The following is a 16,224-nucleotide window of genomic DNA, read 5'->3' as shown; positions in this document are numbered from 1 at the left end:
GGGTGTGGAGCAGCCTCGACTCATTGAAGGCCAGACCGGGCCGAAATGGCGCCTATGCAGAAATGACTGTACGGTTGCAGGCAAGCCCAGCGAATGTGCTCCATGCACTCCCTGGCGAAATCTCCAGGCCCTGGTTTGCTTGCGCACAGCTTGTCCGTGCAGCATGGTCATGTGGTCTCCCTGGCTTGCTTCTCATAGATTCCATCCACGCCAGTTCAATCGTTTGAAAGCAAGCTGGCGGTCGAGGTGCGAATGCCTGCCAGAGCAAGATACCCCCGCCCCTCGCTAGAGAAACCAAGGCAGAATGACGGGCGCGGGGGTGAGTATCCGGTGTTCCTACGGAAGAAAGCACTTGCATGGCTCAACAGAAGAAATGTGACCGGCTCGCTCAAATACAGCAACGACATGAAACTATTTCGCAAGCCTGCTTTTGATCACTTCAACTTCGTTTCTAGTGCGCCCTATGCAATGCTCTTGGTGGGAGGGGTTATTGCGCTGTCGATGACAGTGATCTGTACCGTCGTCCTCTATCAGAGCCGGCTGGATACGATGGAGCATGCGATAGAAACATCGCGCAATGTTGCCCTTCTTGCTGAAAATGACGTGGTTCGGAACTTCGAGCTCTATGCACTGTCGTTGCAAGCCGTAGTCGATGGACTCAACGATTCCGAAGTGATGGCTGCCTCGCCGCATTTGCGTAATGCGGCCTTGTTCGACAAGGCCGCGACCGCGACCTATCTGGGATCCATCCTGGTTCTTGACGCAGACGGAAAAATTGCCCTCAATGCAGGGGGCGCGGATTCGGTGAATGAGCATTACTCGGATCATGACTTTTTCAAGGTGCACAAGGAAAGCCCAAGCATCGGGCTCTACGTGGGCGACCCTTACTCATCCACGCTGCATGGTGGCTCCCTGAGCATTCCTCTGAGTCGTCGGATTTCCCATGCGGACGGCTCTTTCGCCGGCATTGTGCTGATAGATGTTCAGCTGGAGTACTTTCAGAAGCTGTTCTCCGCGCTTTCGCTGGGCAAGCATGGATCGCTGGCCCTGATCAGAAAAGATGGCGCCATGATGATGCGTCAGCCCTTCGATGCCAAGGTCATCGGGCGCAATATCCGCAATGCAAGCACGTTCCAGCAGTTCATGTCGGCACCCGAAGGCAGCTTTTCGGATACGTCGTACCTGGATGGCGCGCAGCGCGCGTACTACTTCAAGAATCTTCCGAGCTTGCCATTCATCATCATGGTGGCGAAAGCGCATTCCGATATCTACGCAGTCTGGCGCCAGCGCGCCTTGCTGATTACCTCCGTCATGGGAACGCTCACCATGGCTTTCATCAGTCTGTCCTTTGCGTTCGGAGTGCAGCTCAAGCGCCGCATGCGCGCAGAGTCCGAACTGGCGCTGCTGGCGCGTACCGATGGACTGACCGGCCTGAACAACCGCCGCAAGCTCGACGAGATCATCGAGCACGAGTGGCACAGGGCCAAAAGAAGTCACAGCGCCTTCTCGCTGCTGTTTGTGGATATCGACTGGTTCAAGGCCTACAACGACACCTACGGACATCAGGCCGGGGATATGGTTCTGGCGACCGTGGCCAGATGCATTGCCAGCAATATCCGGCGCCCCGAGGACAGTGCGGCCCGCTATGGGGGGGGAGGAATTCATCGTGGTGCTGCCGGACACGACCCTGGATGGAGGCGCGCTGATTGCCGAGAACATCCGGGAGGCAGTCTCCGAGCTTGCGATTGCGCACACCGGAAGCGAATTCGGCTGCATCACGGTCAGCATCGGTTGTGCGGCCTGGGTACCGGGCAAGGATCTGGACGTGCAGGAGGTGCTGCGTTCGGCCGACAAGGCACTGTACGGCGCCAAGATGACCGGGCGCAACAAGGTCGTTCTATCCAGCTCGTCTGCGGCATAGCGCCGCAGCCGCTCTGGTGACTTGGGGCTTGGCCTGCATGGCAGCGTCCACCCCGGCAAAGCAAGTTGCCTGAATAGTGATAGCTGCTATCGCCTGATATACATGGATTTCAATATGAAAAATATCTGAAATCTAGTCATATAAAGCGAGAGTAGCTATATTTTAAGTAGCTTCCATCCAGTGAACCGCTTGGTCGCCTCGCCGGCTGCTCAGGCACAGGCCTTGCTCTCGCGCAGCGCCGCTATATCGGCCTGGGCATAGCCCAGGGACGCGAGCACGGCATCGGTGTCCTGGCCGATTCTGGTTCCCGGTGTGGGGCTGCGCGCAGGGGTGCGTGAAAAGCGTGGGGCCGGCGAGGGCTGGCGCTGGATACTGCCGTCCACTTCCAGATCGACGAACAGATTGCGCCGGGCGTTGTGCGGATGAGCGGGTGCCTCGGCCAGGCTCAGCACCGGGGCAAAGCAGACATCGCTGCCTTCGAGCTCTTCGCTCCACTGTGCCTGCGTCTTCCTGCGCACGATTTCGGCCACGCGGGCCTTGACTTCGGGCCAGTCGGAGCTTTGGTACTGGCGCCTGGGGTCCACATCGGTCAGGCCCAGCTTCTGCAGCTGCAGGGCATAGAACGGCGGCTCGATGGCGCCCAGGGTGATGTGCTTGCCATCTGCGCACTCGAACACTTCATAGAAGGGTGAAGTGTTGAGAAAGTGATTCTGCGCGGGATCGTCCTTCCAGTAGCCCATGCCACTGCGCATCTGGTGCATCAGGCCACTCATGGCGCTCACTCCGTCGATCATGGCTGCGTCCACCACCTGACCCCTGCCGGATTGACGTGCCTCGTGCATGGCGCACATGATTCCGAACAGCAAGAACATGGCACCGCCCGCCATATCGCCCACGATGGTGGGCGGCAGCACGGGCGCCTGGCCGGGGCGCATGGAGGTGGACATCACGCCCGTCAGCGCCACATAGTTGATGTCATGGCCTGCGGCCTGGGACAGGGGGCCGGTCTGGCCCCAGCCGGTGACGCGGCCAAAGACCAGGCGGGGCGCGCGGCGGGCGACTTCCTCGGGGCTGAAGCCCAGGCGCTCCATCACGCCGGGTCTGAAGCCCTCGATGAGCGCGTCGGCAGACTCGATCAGCTTCCAGGCGGCGGCGCGTCCGCCCTCGGACTTGAGGTCCAGCGCGATGGACTTCTTGCCCCGGTTCTGCGCCATGCGCGGGTAGCGGGATGCCGCAGCATGGTCTGCGCTGCGCTCGATGAGAATCACTTCGGCACCCATATCGGCCAGCATCATGCCGGCAAAGGGGGCAGGGCCGATGCCTGCAAATTCGATGACGCGCATTCCGCTCAAAGGCCCTGGGCTCTGGCCTTGGAAAGGGTGTTCTGTACTCAAGTCGGTCTCCTGTTTTTGTCTGCGACTTTTCTATCTTGTTGATCCTGCCGGTTTTGGACCCGTCCGTTTGGAGTATGTCCAGGGTGAAAGCCAGGCCAACACTGGACATTCCATAAAAAAAGGAGAGCAATACATGTTCAGGCTGGATGGGAAAGTGGCGCTGGTCAGCGGCGGCGGGCGCGGCATGGGGTTCGGCATCGCGCAGGCGCTGGCTGCGCAGGGCGCACATGTGGTGGTGAACGACTTTCATCAGGACCGTGCCGAGAGTGCGGCACGTCAATTGTGCGAAGCGGGATTGAAGGCATCGGCCCAGGCGGCGGACCTGACGGATCGCGCCGCCATCTTTGCCATGGTCGAGCGCATCCAGGCCGAGGTCGGTGTCGTCGATATCTTTGTGCACAACGCCGGCATCCCGGCCCAGGGCTGGGGCTACACGCCGTTTCTGCAGTCGCCCGAGTCCGAATGGAACGCCTGGCTGCAGCTCAATCTGCATGGGTTGATGCATGCCTGCCAGACTCTGCTGCCCGCCATGCAGGAGCAGGGCTGGGGGCGCATTGTGGCCATCAACTCCGACGCGGCGCGCACGGCCACGGGCATGGGGCTGTGTGCCTATGGTGCGGCCAAGGCGGCAGCGATTGGCTTCATTCGCAATCTCTCGGGCGAAGTGGGCCCGCACGGGGTGACGGCCAACGCTCTGTCGCTGGGCACCATGAACAACTGGGAAGGCTCGGAGAAGATTGCCAGAAAGGGCACGTCCGTGGGCCGGGCCGGATCGCCCCAGGATGTGGGTGCGGCCGTGAGCTATCTCGCATCGACCGAGGCTGAGTGGGTCAACGGCCAGGTGCTGCCGGTCAACGGCGGTGGTCTGGTTGCCTGAGTTCAGCAGCCGTCCTCAACAGCCTTCCGGTGGTTCAAGCCGGGAGGCTTTTTTGTCACTCAAGAGACTGAAGAACTGTCGAACGGGAGACTGCCAAGCCCTGGCGACGGACATTCTGGCGGCATCAACTGCTTTCCCGTTCTGAACCGAAAGCCATGTGCCGGAAAGTTCGGTTTCGACCGGTTCTTCTCATAGTCTGCCCCTAGTCCGAATCAGGTAGGTTTGGGCAAAAGCCGTATGGCAATCTGAATAAGAACTCGATAACAACCTGGTGATGTGAGGAAAGCAGATGGAGGCATTGATCTTCGACCATGTCCGAACCCCCCGAGGCAAGGGCAAGCCGGATGGAGCACTGCATGAGGTGACGCCGGTCTGGCTGGCCGCGCAGCCGCTGGTGGCGCTGCGTGAGCGCAATCGGCTCGATACGGCGGTGGTGGACGACGTGGTCATGGGCTGCGTGGTGCCCGTGGGCGAGCAGGGTGGCAATGTGGGCCGCATGGCGGTGCTGCAGGCCGACTATGCGCAGAGCGTGGCTGGCGTGCAGCTCAATCGCTACTGCGGCTCGGGCCTGGAGGCGGTGAGCTTTGCTGCAGCCAAGGTGATGGCCGGCCAGGCCGATATGACGATTGGCGCCGGTGTGGAGATGATGTCCCGCGTACCCATGGGCTCCGATGGCGGCGCCTGGGCGCAGGACCCGCAGCTGGCCAGCAAGACCTATTTCGTGATGCAGGGCATTTCGGCAGACTTGCTGGCATCGCTGCGCGGCCACAGTCGCCGTGATCTGGACGAGTACTCGGCCGAAAGCCACCGCCGCGCGGCCAAGGCCTGGACGGAAGGTCGCTTTGACCAGTCTGTCGTTCCCGTCAAAGACTTCCTGGGCATGACGCTGCTGGAAAAGGACGAGACCATTCGAGCCGAGACCACCGCCGATTCGCTGGCCGCCCTCAAGCCCGCTTTCACCGAGATGGGCCAGAAATACGGTTATGACAGCGTGGCGCTGCAGCGCTATCCGCAGGTCGAGCAGATTCACCATCATCACCATGCAGGCAACAGCTCGGGCATTGTCGACGGTGCGGCTGCCGTGCTGATCGGCACGGCCGAGGCCGGTGCCAGGCAGGGCATGAAACCCAGGGCCCGCATCCGCGCCTTTGCCAGCATCGGCTCCGAGCCGACCTTGATGCTGGACGGCCCGGCCCATGCCGCACGCAAGGCTTTGGCCAGGGCGCGCATGCAGGCTTCGGACATCGATCTGTGGGAGCTCAACGAGGCCTTTGCCACGGTGGTGCTGACCATGATGGAGGAGCTGGACATTCCCCATGAGCGCATGAACGTCAACGGCGGAGCGATTGCCATGGGCCACCCGCTGGGGGCCACCGGCGCCATGATTCTGGGCACGGTGCTGGACGAGCTGGAGCGCAGCGGCAAGCGCACGGCGCTGATCAGCCTGTGCGTGGCCGCGGGCATGGGCTCGGCCATGATCATCGAACGCGTGTGAGTGAGGGAGCAGAAGTCATGACAACGGAAATCATTCGCTACGCCGTAGATGAGGACGGCATTGCCATGCTGACGCTGGATTACCCTGGCAAGACCATGAATGTGATCGACCAGGCCTTCATGGACAGCCTGGAGGCCTGTATCGCACGCATGCACGGCGACGACCGGGTGCGCGGCGGCATCATTACCTCGGGCAAGGACAGCTTTGTCGCGGGGGCCGACCTGATGGGCATGGAGGCCAATATCGACGCCATGGCGGACATGCCCATCGAGGAACTGTTCGCCTCCTGCGCATCGCTGTCCCGGCTGCTGCGCAAACTGGAGACCCTGGGCAAGCCGCTGGTGGCGGCCATCAACGGCATGGCATTGGGCGGCGGCTATGAAATCTGCCTGGCCTGCCACCACCGCATTGCCGCCGATGCACCCACGGTCATGGTCGGCCTGCCCGAGGCTCAAGTGGGCTTGCTGCCCGGCGCCGGCGGCACCCAGCGTCTGCCGCGCATGATCGGCATTCTGGCCGCCATGCCTTTTCTCATGGAGGGCAAGCAGTTGCAGGCAGTGAAGGCCAGGGAAGCCGGTCTGGTGGACGAAGTGGTGGCTCCCGAGCAGTTGCTCAGTGCTGCCAAGGCCTGGCTGCTGGCCAGGCCTACGGCGCTGCAGCCCTGGGATGTGAAAGGCTTTCGCATCCCCGGTGGCGGCCCGCTGGACCCGCGTGTGGCCCCGGCCTTCGTGGTGGGCAACACCATGCTGCAGGCCAAGACCTTTCACAATATGCCAGCGCCGCTGTGCATTCAAAGCTGCATCTACGAAGGTTGCCAGCTGTCCATCGACAAGGGCCTGCGCATCGAGAGCAAGTACATGGCCACGCTGTCGCGCAGTCCCGTGGCGCGCGGCATGATTCGCACGCTCTTCGTCAACAAGGCCAAGGCTGAGAAAGGCATGCACCGTCCTGCAGGCTTGGAGCCCTTCCAATGCCGCAAGCTGGGTCTGATCGGCGCAGGCATGATGGGCGCGGGCATCGCCTTGGTGGCCGCCCAGCGCGGTATTCAGGTGGTGCTGATAGACCGGGATCAGGCAGCTGCGGACAAGGGCAAGCAGTACTCCGAGAAGACGCTGGCCAAGCAGGTGGACAAGGGCCGCCAGAGCCGCGAGAAGGCCGATGCCATCCTCGCCTGCATCACGCCCGGCACCGATTACGAGCTGCTGCGCGATGCCGATATGGTGGTCGAAGCCGTGTTCGAAGACCGTGCCATCAAGGCTGAAGTGACCCGCAAGCTGGACGCCGTGCTGCCGCCTGGCTGCGTGCTGGCCAGCAACACCTCGGCACTGCCCATCAGCCTGCTGGCGCAGGCGAGCGACAGGCCCGATCGCTTCATCGGTCTGCATTTCTTCTCGCCGGCCGACAAGATGCCGCTGGTGGAAGTCATTCGCGGCAAGCAGACATCGGATGCCACGCTGGCGCAGGCACTGGATTTCGTGGCTCAGCTCAAGAAGACGCCCATTGTCGTCAACGACAAGCGCGGCTTTTTTACCAGCCGCTTCATCGGCGCGTTTGTGGATGACGCCATCGGCATGGTGGCAGAAGGCATTGCCCCTGCATTGATAGAGAACTGTGCAAAGCATGCGGGCATGCCCGTGGGGCCGCTGGCGATTACCGACGAGCTGTCGATTGATCTGTCCAAGCATGCGGGCGAATCCCAGGCCAAGGAGTTCCCAGAGGAATACAAGCCCGGTCGCTCCGTGCCGGTGATCGGCAAGCTGTTCGAGCTGGGCCGCCTGGGCCGCAAGGCGGGCAAGGGCTTCTATGACTACGATGAAAGCGGCAAGCGCATCTGGCCGGGCCTGACCGAGTATTACCCGCTGAAAGCCCCGCAGCCCAGTGCGCATGACCTCAAGCAGCGCATTCTCTATGTGCAGGCCGTCGAAGGAGCGCGTGCCATGGAGGAGGGCGTGCTGCTGGCGCCGGCCGACGGCGACATCGGCTCGATTCTGGGGGTGGGCTTTCCCGCCTATACCGGCGGCCCCTTCTGCTTTATCGACGGCATAGGTCTGGCGCAGTTCGTGGCCGAGGCCGATCGCCTGGCAGATCTGTTTGGCGAGCAACTGCGCCCGCCACAGCTGCTGCGGGATATGGCGGCCAAGGGCCAGACCTTCTACGGCAAGAGCGCAAGAGCCTGACAAAAGCACAAATGTGCCGCTAGGGGCGGGCCAGGGCTCGCCCCATGTGCAGACACTCATCCGATAAATACATCAATGGAGACAAGGCATGGATGAAGTCTTCGATTACATCGTCATAGGCGCGGGCTCGGCGGGGGGCACACTGGCTGCACGGCTGAGCGAGAACCGGCAGCACAAGGTCCTGCTGCTAGAAGGCGGCGCAAGCCACAAGGATTTGCTGGTCTCCATGCCTTCTGGCTGGGGCCAGATGGTCAACAGTTCCCGTTATTCCTGGGGGCACGAAACAGAGCCCGAGCAGTACGCAGCCAAGCGCCGCATTAGCCTGCCGCGAGGCAAGCGCCTGGGAGGCTCATCTTCCATCAACGGCATGATTTATGTGCGCGGCGATCGCGCGGACTTCGACAGCTGGGCTGAGCAAGGGGCGGCGGGCTGGAGCTATGACGAGTTGCTGCCCTACTTTGTGCGCACCGAAGACCAGCAGCGCAGCGAACAAGAATTCACCCGGCCCTGGCATGGGCGCGGCGGGCCGCTGACGGCCAACAATCTGCACAACCCACATCCCGTATCGCTGGCCATGGTACAGGCCGCCATTCAAGCCGGCATGCCCGCATGCAAGGATTTCAACAACGGCCATCCCGACGGGGCAGGGCTGTTTCAGGTCAATCTCAAGAATGGTCAGCGCTCGTCGGTGGCCAAAAACGCCATCGAGCCCGCCATGCAACGGCGCAATCTGGATGTGCGCATGCAGGTGCTGGTCACCCGCATAGGTCTGGACGGGCTGCGCGCCAGCACGGTGCACTGGAGGGACAAGGCCGGCGCAAGCCATGCAGCTCGCGCCAGCAAGGAAGTCCTGCTGTGTGCAGGGGCTCTGCAGTCGCCCCAGTTGCTGATGCTTTCGGGCATCGGCCCGGCAGCGCACCTGCAGGAGATGGGGATCGAGGTCAAGGTGGATCTGCCTGGGGTGGGCGCCAATCTGCAGGACCATGCGATTGTCCCCATGTCCTGGCGCATGAAGGCCGGAACGCCCAGCCTCAACCGCTCGCTGCGCGGCCTGGGGATTGGCGCTTCGCTCATTCAGTACCTGTTGACCAGGCAGGGCGCCATGGCCATGCCGGCTTCGGAGTTTGCCGCCTGGTTCCGCAGTGACTCCAGCCTGCCCTATAACGACATCCAGATTCACGGCCTGCCCGTGACCGGCGATATCGAGGGCTATATGCAGGGCGGCAAGAACTACCGCACCGAGGCCTTCCCCGGCATGACGATGGCGCCCTATCAGGTGCGGCCCTATTCACGCGGCCAGCTCAGGCTCAGGAGCAGCAAGCCCGAGGAGCTGGCCAGCATTCGCATGAACTTTCTGCACGACGAGCGTGACCGCAAGGCGCTGCTCCATGGAGTACGCATGGCCAGCAGGATTGCGCAGCAGCCCGCGCTGGCCGGCCTGATCGAAACGCAGACGCGCCCGGCACCTGGCCTGCAAAGCGACGAGGAACTGCTGGACTGGATCTCCATGTACATGGGTTCGGGCCACCACGCCAGCGGCAGCTGCCGCATGGGCCATGCGGCCGATCCGCGAAGCGTGGTCACGCCCGAGCTCCGGGTCAAGGGCGTGCAGGGCCTGCGCGTGATCGATGCCTCGGTCATGCCGCATCTGGTGTCGGGAAACACGAATGCGGCATCGGTGGTGATCGGAGACAAGGGCGCAGATCTGGTGCTGGGCCTGGCCCCGCCTGCTGCAAGGCGGTGGAATGTGGCAGCCGTGCTGCCGGATGGCGCATGCGCCGCCGCCGCGGTTTGAGCTTGGGAAGAATGGGTGGAGACAAAAAAGATGAACTTCGATTTCAGTGACGACCAGAACGCATTGCGCAACGAAATACGAAAATTCCTGACCAGGGAATCGCCGCTGACGCAGCCGCGTGCCTTGCTCGAGGGCGAGGGTCACCATGCCCAGGACGTATGGAGCGGCATGGCCCAGCTGGGTGTGAGCAGCCTGATGCTGCCGGAGGACTGTGGCGGTATAGGCCTCGGTGCCATGGAAATGTGCGTGGTGGCCGAGGAAGTGGGCCGCCAGCTCAGTCCCGTGCCTCTGGCCTCGACCATGTATCTGGCGGTGCAGGCCGTCCTGCTATCTACACAGGAGCAGTCTGCGCAACGCCGGCAATGGCTGCTGCCGGTTTCGGGTGGAAGCATTGGCTGTCTGGCAGCGCCGACGGACGGGCAGGAACCGCCATCCGGTCTGCCCCTGTTTGACGGCAAGACCTTGAAGGGGGAATGTCCGCTGGTGGCCGACGGCATGGCCGCGCAATGGGGTGTGGCGCTGGCGCGCAATGAGACGGGGGCGGATGTGCTGGTGGCCTTCAGGTGTGACGGCTCGGTGCAGCGCAAGAAGCTCAAGACGCTGGATCCTTCCAAGCCCTATGCCTTGTTGCGCTTTGACGGCACGGCGGCCGAGCAGCTTGGCGGAGCCAGCAGCGCTGCCAAGGTGCTGGCACGCGTGCGCAATCGTGCTGCCGTGATGTTGGCCTTCGAACAACTGGGAGCGGCCGACGCCGCGCTGGAGATGGCCTGCAGCTACGCCAGGGAGCGCAAGGCCTTTGGCCGGCCCATTGGGTCCTATCAGGGCATCAAGCACAAGCTGGCCAATCTCTACACCAACAACCAGCTGGCCCGTGCGCATTGCTATTACGGAGCCTGGGCGCTGACGGCAGACATGGCTCTGGCTGATGGTGCGCCCGAGCTGCCAGGCGCAGCCGCCGCAGCGCGCGTGAGCAGCACTCAGGCGCTGTCGGATGCTGCACAGGAAAACCTGCACACCCACGGCGGCATGGGCTATACATGGGAGATGGATTGCCATCTGTTCTACCGCCGTGCGCGCCAGCAGGCCGTGGAGCTGGGCAGTATCCACGCCTGGCGCGAGCAGGTGGCGGCCGAGTTGCAAAAACGATTGCTTGCTCCTGCGAAAGAGACGATTGTGCAGAGCTCGACCGCGGCTGACCGCCAGTCCATGGACTTTGGGGACACGCCCGAGGAAGCCGCCTTCCGCGCCGAATGCCGCGCCTGGCTGCAAGCCAATGCCGTGCCCAAGGCAAGTGCCGACGACTATTTCGGTCGTGACATGACTGCCGAGCAGCGCATGGAGGCAGCCCGGGTCTGGCAGGGCAAGAAGGCTGCAGCGGGTTTGGGTGCGATTACCTGGCCCAAGATGCTGGGTGGCCGTGGCGGCACGCCCATGCAGGAGCTGATCTGGCGCCAGGAAGAGGGCAAGGTCAAGGTGCCAACGGGCATGTTCAACGTCAGCCTGGGCATGGTTTTGCCATCGGTGATGGCGCACGCCAGCGCCGAAGTGCTGGCCCTGCATGTGGCCCCGGCACTGGGCGGAAAAAACCTCTGGTGCCAGTTGCTGAGCGAGCCGGGTGCGGGCTCCGATCTGGGCATGGTGCGCACACGTGCCGAGCGTGCCACCGATGGCCGTGAGGGCTGGATCGTCAACGGCCAGAAGGTCTGGACGTCGCTGGCGCAGTTTGCCCAGTTTGGTCTGGTATTGACTCGTACCAATCCCCAAGCCAGCAAGTTTGAAGGCTTGACCACCTTCTTCCTCGACATGAAGTCGCCCGGCATTACCGTGCACCCGATTCGCCAGGCAGGGGGCGAGTCCGAGTTCAACGAAGTCTTCTTCGAGGACGTGTTCGTGCCCGATAGTCAGATGGTGGGCAAGCTGGGCAGTGGCTGGAAGGTCACGCTGACAGGCTTGATGGCAGAGCGCCTGGCCATTGGCGGCGTGATGCCCGCTGAGCTGTGGCGCACCACGGCTGGCTTGCTGGCCGATCATCGCTTTGACGGCAGGCCGGCGCTGCAGGACGGTCGCCTGCGCGAGCGCTGGGCCGACCTCTATTTGAAGGAGCAGGCGCTATGGCTGCTGCAGTGCCGCGCGCTGACGGCGCTGAGCAAGGGCCGCCAGCCCGGCCCCGAAATGAGCGGTGCCAAGAACGTGGCCGCTGCCGCGCTGCAGTCCTTTAGCTACTTCGCCATCGACTTGCTTGGCGAGCGCGGCGTGCTGGCCGCCAGCGAACTTGGCGAGCGTTTTGCCATGGTGGAGCGCCTGTGGTTCGGCTCTGCCGGCATGCGCATTGCCGGCGGTACCGACGAGGTGGTGCTCAACAGCATTGGCGAACGCGTGCTGGGGCTGGCTGCCGAGCCCCGTGCGGACAAGGACCTGCCCTTCTGCGAACTGCTTGCCTAGTGACTTGGCGCGGCACATCGCAATGTGCCGCGTCCTTTTTACTGGGCATACAAGCCTCCATTCAATCCACGTGGCGGAGATCACGTTTTTCAGGAGACAGGAAATGAGTGCATCTGCTGTGGCACGTGTGCCGCAAGCCGCTTCGGCCAGGGTGATGCCGGTCAGCAATGTGACGGGCTGGCGTCGTCACTATCTGCTGCTGGTGCTGTTGCTCGTCTATGGCGTGAGCATGATAGATCGTCAGATCATGGGGGTGCTGATTCAGCCCATCAAGCAGGAGATGGGGGTTTCGGACAGTGCCATGGGCTTGCTCACGGGTCTGGCCTTTGCTCTGTTTTACAGCATTCTGGCCGTCCCCTTTGGCCGCTTTGCCGACCGTACCAACCGCCGCAACCTGATTGCCTGGTGCTGCGCCGGCTGGAGCGTTGCCACGGGTCTTTGCGGTATGGCGGTGGGCTTCTGGAGCCTGACGGCCGCTCGTGTGGGCGTGGCTGTGGGCGAGGCGGGCAGCACGGCGGCATCGACCACCATGATCGCCGATGTCTACCCGCCCGAGCAGCGCAGCCGAGCCATGAGCGTATTCAGCCTGGGCCCGCATCTGGGCTCGCTGGTGGGTCTGGGCGTGGGAGCCTGGATTGCCCAGCACCATGGTTGGCGTGCGGCCTTTTTGTGGCTGTCTGTGCCCGGCGTGCTGATCGCTTTGGTGCTGCGCATGACTTGCCGCGAGCCTTTGCGCGGCGCGCAGGAAGGTCGTGTCGTGGTGCAGGCCGCAACCGAGAAGTTCAGCGAGGTGATGTCAGCCCTGGTGCGCAACAAGGCGTTTGTGGGCCTGGGGCTGGCCAGCATGCTGATGGCGTTCTCGGGCTATGCGATCGGCATGTGGAATACCGCGTTTCTGGTGCGCTCCCATGGCCTTCAGCTCAAGGACGCGGGCGCCATCATGGGATTCATCGGCGGGCCGGGGGCGATTTTCGGGGCTTTGCTCAGCGGCTGGGTCACCGATCTGATGGCAAGGAGGGATGTACGCTGGCAAATTGGCGTTCCGGTTCTGGGGACGCTGATTTCGATTCCGCTGGGGCTGGCTTTCTATCTGAATGACTCTGCGGGACAGTGGACGCTGGCCGGCCTGCAGATTCCGCACGCGATTGCCTACTACGGTCTGTTTTCCATCTTCTCCAGTTTCTGGGCTGCGCCGGTGTTTGCTGCACTGACCAATGTGATTGCCTCCAGCCGTCTGGCGACTTCTCTGTCCATCTACAACCTGCTGCTGACTGCAGTTGGCGGTGGTCTGGGACCTCTGACGGTGGGTCTGCTCAGCGATGCATTCATCGTTCGGGCGGGCAGTGAATCGCTGCGCTGGGCGCTGGTCTGCATGCTCGCCTTTTATGCGCTGGCGCTGCTGATCTATGCCTGGACCATCAAGCCCTATGCATCGATGGTGACAGCGAAAAAGATCGCTTGAAGCGATTTGGAAACAGACGATGGAGAGAGTTTCCACTGAGATTGTGCTTTCTTCGACCAAGTCTTGGGAAATGCCTTGGCGGAAGTTTTTTAAGGGTAGGTGCTGTTGGGAGCTGCTTGCCTATCTGCGAGCATGCACCCTCGAAACCACAAGGGTCTGCACCAGGTTCAAGCAGACGATGAATGTGGACAGGCCGTCGTCGAGCATTGCAGCACCTGCGGGACAAGTGGATTCGTAAAACGGGAAGACAGACGGAGACAAGAGATGACACGGACCTTCAATCTGGCGGATATTTTTGAGTTGGTGGTGCAAGCTGTGCCGGATCGCATTGCCTTTGGCTGCGGCAGGCAGAAGCTCAGCTTCAAACAGCTCGATGAGCGAGCCAATCAGCTGGGCAATGCGCTGCGCGCGCGTGGCATAGGACGGGGCGACAACGTCGGCATCCAGCTCTACAACTGTGCCGAGTATCTGGAGGCCTTTTTCGCCTGCAGCAAGATCGGTGCCGTGCCGGTCAACGTCAACTACCGCTACGTGGCCGATGAGCTTCAGGGGCTGTTCAACAGCCTGGACCTGCGCGGCCTGGTCTATGGAGCGGACTTCGATGCGTCGGTGCTGGAAGTCATTGCCCTGGTGCCCACTTTGCGCCTGGCGCTGCGGGTTGGCGAGGAGCGTCATGGCCTGCCCAGGACAGTGCAATCCTACGAGCGCGTGTTGGCCGAAGGTGGACGGGAACTCACGGACGCCGAGCGCAGCGATGACGATATCTTCATGCTCTGTACCGGCGGCACCACGGGGCTGCCCAAGGGCGTGATGTGGCCGCATAAATCCTTGTTCATGGGGGCCTTGGGCGGTGGCGGCTATTACTTCCGCAGACCTCCCATCGAAAGGCCGGAGGAGCTGCTGCAACTGGTGCCCAACGGCCCGGCGCTGGCCTATCTGGCGGCGGCACCGCTCATGCATGGCGCAGCCATGTGGGCCACCCTGATCAGCCTGTTTTCCGGACATCCGGTCTATGTGAACGATCGCAAGAACTTTGATTCCGTACACATGCTGGATCTGATCGAGCATCACCAGATCAATGTGATGGCCGTGGTCGGCGATGCCATGGCCTTGCCCATCATCCAGACGCTGGAGAACAACCCCGGGCGCTGGCCTCTCAAGTCACTGATGATCTTCGGCAACGGCGGTGCCGTGTTCTCGCGTCATCTGCAGGAGCGGCTGCTGGTTCAGGTGCCTCATCTGGTGCTCAACAACGGCATGGCCAGCTCCGAATCCGGAGTCTTGGGCGGGGGGGAGAAAACGCCCGAGGGCGAAGGCTTTATGCGCATCGCGCCGCGTCCCGACCTCAGCGTGATCTCCGAAGATCTGCGCATTCTGACGCAGCCAGGTGAAGAAGGCATTCTTTCGCGCCGTGGCCACATGCCCCTGGGCTATTACGGAGATCCCAGGAAAACGGCCGAGACCTTTGTGATGGTCAAGGGCAGCCGCTGGGTGTTGACAGGGGACAGGGCCCGCATCGACACCACGGGTGAATATGTGGTGCTGGGCCGTGGTTCGCAGTGCATCAACACAGGAGGCGAGAAGGTTTACCCCGAAGAGGTGGAGGAAACCGCGCGCCGCTACCCGCCGGTTCAGGATGTGGTGGTCGTGGGCCTTCCTGACGAACGCTGGGGCAGCAAGGTGGTGGCCGTGGTGCAGGTGCAGCAGGGCCACGAGTTCGATCTGCAGGAGTTCGAAAAGATCTGCCGCAGCAATCTGTCTGGCTACAAGCTGCCGCGCGCCGTGTATCTGGCCACTGAAGTCAAGCGCAGCCCGGCAGGCAAGGCGGATTACCGCTGGGCCAAGGCCTATGCGGCGGAGCATGAACCGCTGAGCGCCATAGAGGCCTGAACCGGAGGAAAAAACAGTTACAGACAGCACAACGGATACCCTGTTCGTCGCGCCTGACGACGGGATTTAAAGGAGGCCCCGGCCTCCTTCTTTTTTTTATCTTCAGCGTGCCGCAGCGCAGATCCGGCGCGCAGTCTTCTCGGACTTCAGCGCCACAAAGGCTTTGGCTTGCGTGTCATAGCGGTGTGCAATCACATACCGGCTGCAGCGATCCGAATAGCGCGCGCAGGCCTGCATGGCAATGCAAAGATGGGGCCCGTTCCCCCAGACCTTGGCGGGCGGCCGGTCGTAAATGCCTTCGTACAGCGTCTGCTCCTGCGCTCCCCCGTCATTCCATCTGGCCACGATTTCAGAAGAGAAATGGTCAAAGCCTGCGCTGCTGTAGCCCACCTCGTAGTCAATCGTGCCCAGCCTGGTGATGGAAGTGCGGCCCGTGACCTGTTTTTCCCAGGCCGCAGCTTCCTGCGCGCTGCAAGGCATGACGCAAAAGCTCAACAGCATGAGCCAGGTCTGAAGCGGGATACGGAACTTGCGCAAATGCATGGGGCATGGACGTGGAAGATGACGGGGTCACTATATCGCTGGCATCCGCATGGCGTGAACACGATCTGCTCAAGGCGCTTGGTCGAGGCGCCCGATCTCTGCGAAGGAGGCCAGGATGGCTGCTCGCAAGCAGGCGGGCCTGGCGGATTGGGTCCGTTTTTGGATGAGGGGGGATGAAAAACGAGCGCAGGCTTCAAGAGCCCGGCTTGCTTCGAGGCCTGGTGGGGA

Annotated in this window: 9 protein-coding genes and 1 pseudogene; 8 read left to right on the top strand and 2 right to left on the bottom strand. The window is 62.3% G+C overall.

Annotation, left to right across the window (positions count from 1 at the left end):
• The first annotated feature begins 468 nt into the window (after positions 1-468).
• Positions 469-1,921 (top strand): annotated as a pseudogene (locus V8Z78_RS15585) (sensor domain-containing diguanylate cyclase).
• Positions 1,922-2,130: 209 nt separating this feature from the next.
• Here the strand turns inward: V8Z78_RS15585 and V8Z78_RS15580 are convergent.
• Positions 2,131-3,264, bottom strand: coding sequence for a CaiB/BaiF CoA transferase family protein (locus tag V8Z78_RS15580; RefSeq protein ID WP_349731706.1), 1,134 nt, complete (start codon positions 3,262-3,264; stop codon positions 2,131-2,133).
• Positions 3,265-3,448: 184 nt separating this feature from the next.
• Between V8Z78_RS15580 and V8Z78_RS15575 the strand changes: the two genes are divergently transcribed.
• The 7 genes from V8Z78_RS15575 to V8Z78_RS15545 all read left to right on the top strand — a co-directional run bounded on the left by V8Z78_RS15575 (position 3,449) and on the right by V8Z78_RS15545 (position 15,453).
• A complete protein-coding gene (locus tag V8Z78_RS15575) occupies positions 3,449-4,192 on the top strand; it encodes an SDR family NAD(P)-dependent oxidoreductase (RefSeq protein WP_046461334.1) in 744 nt (247 codons plus the stop codon).
• 289 nt (positions 4,193-4,481) lie between these two features.
• The gene (locus tag V8Z78_RS15570; RefSeq protein ID WP_004341287.1) at positions 4,482-5,687 is read left to right on the top strand and encodes an acetyl-CoA C-acetyltransferase; all 1,206 of its coding nucleotides are present in this window, start codon (positions 4,482-4,484) and stop codon (positions 5,685-5,687) included.
• 17 nt (positions 5,688-5,704) lie between these two features.
• Positions 5,705-7,864 carry a 3-hydroxyacyl-CoA dehydrogenase NAD-binding domain-containing protein gene (locus V8Z78_RS15565; RefSeq protein ID WP_349731647.1) on the top strand — a complete coding sequence of 720 codons (2,160 nt, stop codon included), beginning with the start codon at positions 5,705-5,707 and terminating at the stop codon, positions 7,862-7,864.
• Between the two features lie 88 nt (positions 7,865-7,952).
• A complete protein-coding gene (locus V8Z78_RS15560) occupies positions 7,953-9,659 on the top strand; it encodes a GMC family oxidoreductase (protein ID WP_046461336.1) in 1,707 nt (568 codons plus the stop codon).
• A gap of 30 nt (positions 9,660-9,689) precedes the next feature.
• Complete coding sequence (locus V8Z78_RS15555) at positions 9,690-12,101, top strand: acyl-CoA dehydrogenase family protein (protein WP_349731646.1); 2,412 nt, start codon at positions 9,690-9,692, stop codon at positions 12,099-12,101.
• Positions 12,102-12,204: 103 nt separating this feature from the next.
• Complete coding sequence (locus V8Z78_RS15550) at positions 12,205-13,563, top strand: spinster family MFS transporter (protein WP_012837493.1); 1,359 nt, start codon at positions 12,205-12,207, stop codon at positions 13,561-13,563.
• A gap of 264 nt (positions 13,564-13,827) precedes the next feature.
• Positions 13,828-15,453 carry an AMP-binding protein gene (locus tag V8Z78_RS15545; RefSeq protein ID WP_349731645.1) on the top strand — a complete coding sequence of 542 codons (1,626 nt, stop codon included), beginning with the start codon at positions 13,828-13,830 and terminating at the stop codon, positions 15,451-15,453.
• A 102-nt stretch (positions 15,454-15,555) separates the two neighbouring features.
• Here the strand turns inward: V8Z78_RS15545 and V8Z78_RS15540 are convergent, their stop codons facing one another.
• Positions 15,556-15,954, bottom strand: a complete 399-nt coding sequence (locus V8Z78_RS15540) for a hypothetical protein (protein ID WP_223305662.1) — start codon at positions 15,952-15,954, stop codon at positions 15,556-15,558.
• Positions 15,955-16,224 lie beyond the last annotated feature (270 nt).

Source organism: Comamonas sp. wu1-DMT (genome assembly GCF_040187805.1).
Lineage (GTDB): Bacteria > Pseudomonadota > Gammaproteobacteria > Burkholderiales > Burkholderiaceae_C > Comamonas > Comamonas thiooxydans.
This window is presented reverse-complemented; position numbering and strand designations above follow the sequence as displayed.

Coding starts and splice junctions, on each gene's coding strand:
- V8Z78_RS15580 (WP_349731706.1), bottom strand. CDS start 3,264: ATGCGCGTCATCGAATTTGCAGGCATCGGCCCTGCCCCCTTTGCCGGC.
- V8Z78_RS15565 (WP_349731647.1), top strand. CDS start 5,705: ATGACAACGGAAATCATTCGCTACGCCGTAGATGAGGACGGCATTGCC.
- V8Z78_RS15570 (WP_004341287.1), top strand. CDS start 4,482: ATGGAGGCATTGATCTTCGACCATGTCCGAACCCCCCGAGGCAAGGGC.
- V8Z78_RS15540 (WP_223305662.1), bottom strand. CDS start 15,954: ATGCTGTTGAGCTTTTGCGTCATGCCTTGCAGCGCGCAGGAAGCTGCG.
- V8Z78_RS15545 (WP_349731645.1), top strand. CDS start 13,828: ATGACACGGACCTTCAATCTGGCGGATATTTTTGAGTTGGTGGTGCAA.
- V8Z78_RS15575 (WP_046461334.1), top strand. CDS start 3,449: ATGTTCAGGCTGGATGGGAAAGTGGCGCTGGTCAGCGGCGGCGGGCGC.
- V8Z78_RS15560 (WP_046461336.1), top strand. CDS start 7,953: ATGGATGAAGTCTTCGATTACATCGTCATAGGCGCGGGCTCGGCGGGG.
- V8Z78_RS15555 (WP_349731646.1), top strand. CDS start 9,690: ATGAACTTCGATTTCAGTGACGACCAGAACGCATTGCGCAACGAAATA.
- V8Z78_RS15550 (WP_012837493.1), top strand. CDS start 12,205: ATGAGTGCATCTGCTGTGGCACGTGTGCCGCAAGCCGCTTCGGCCAGG.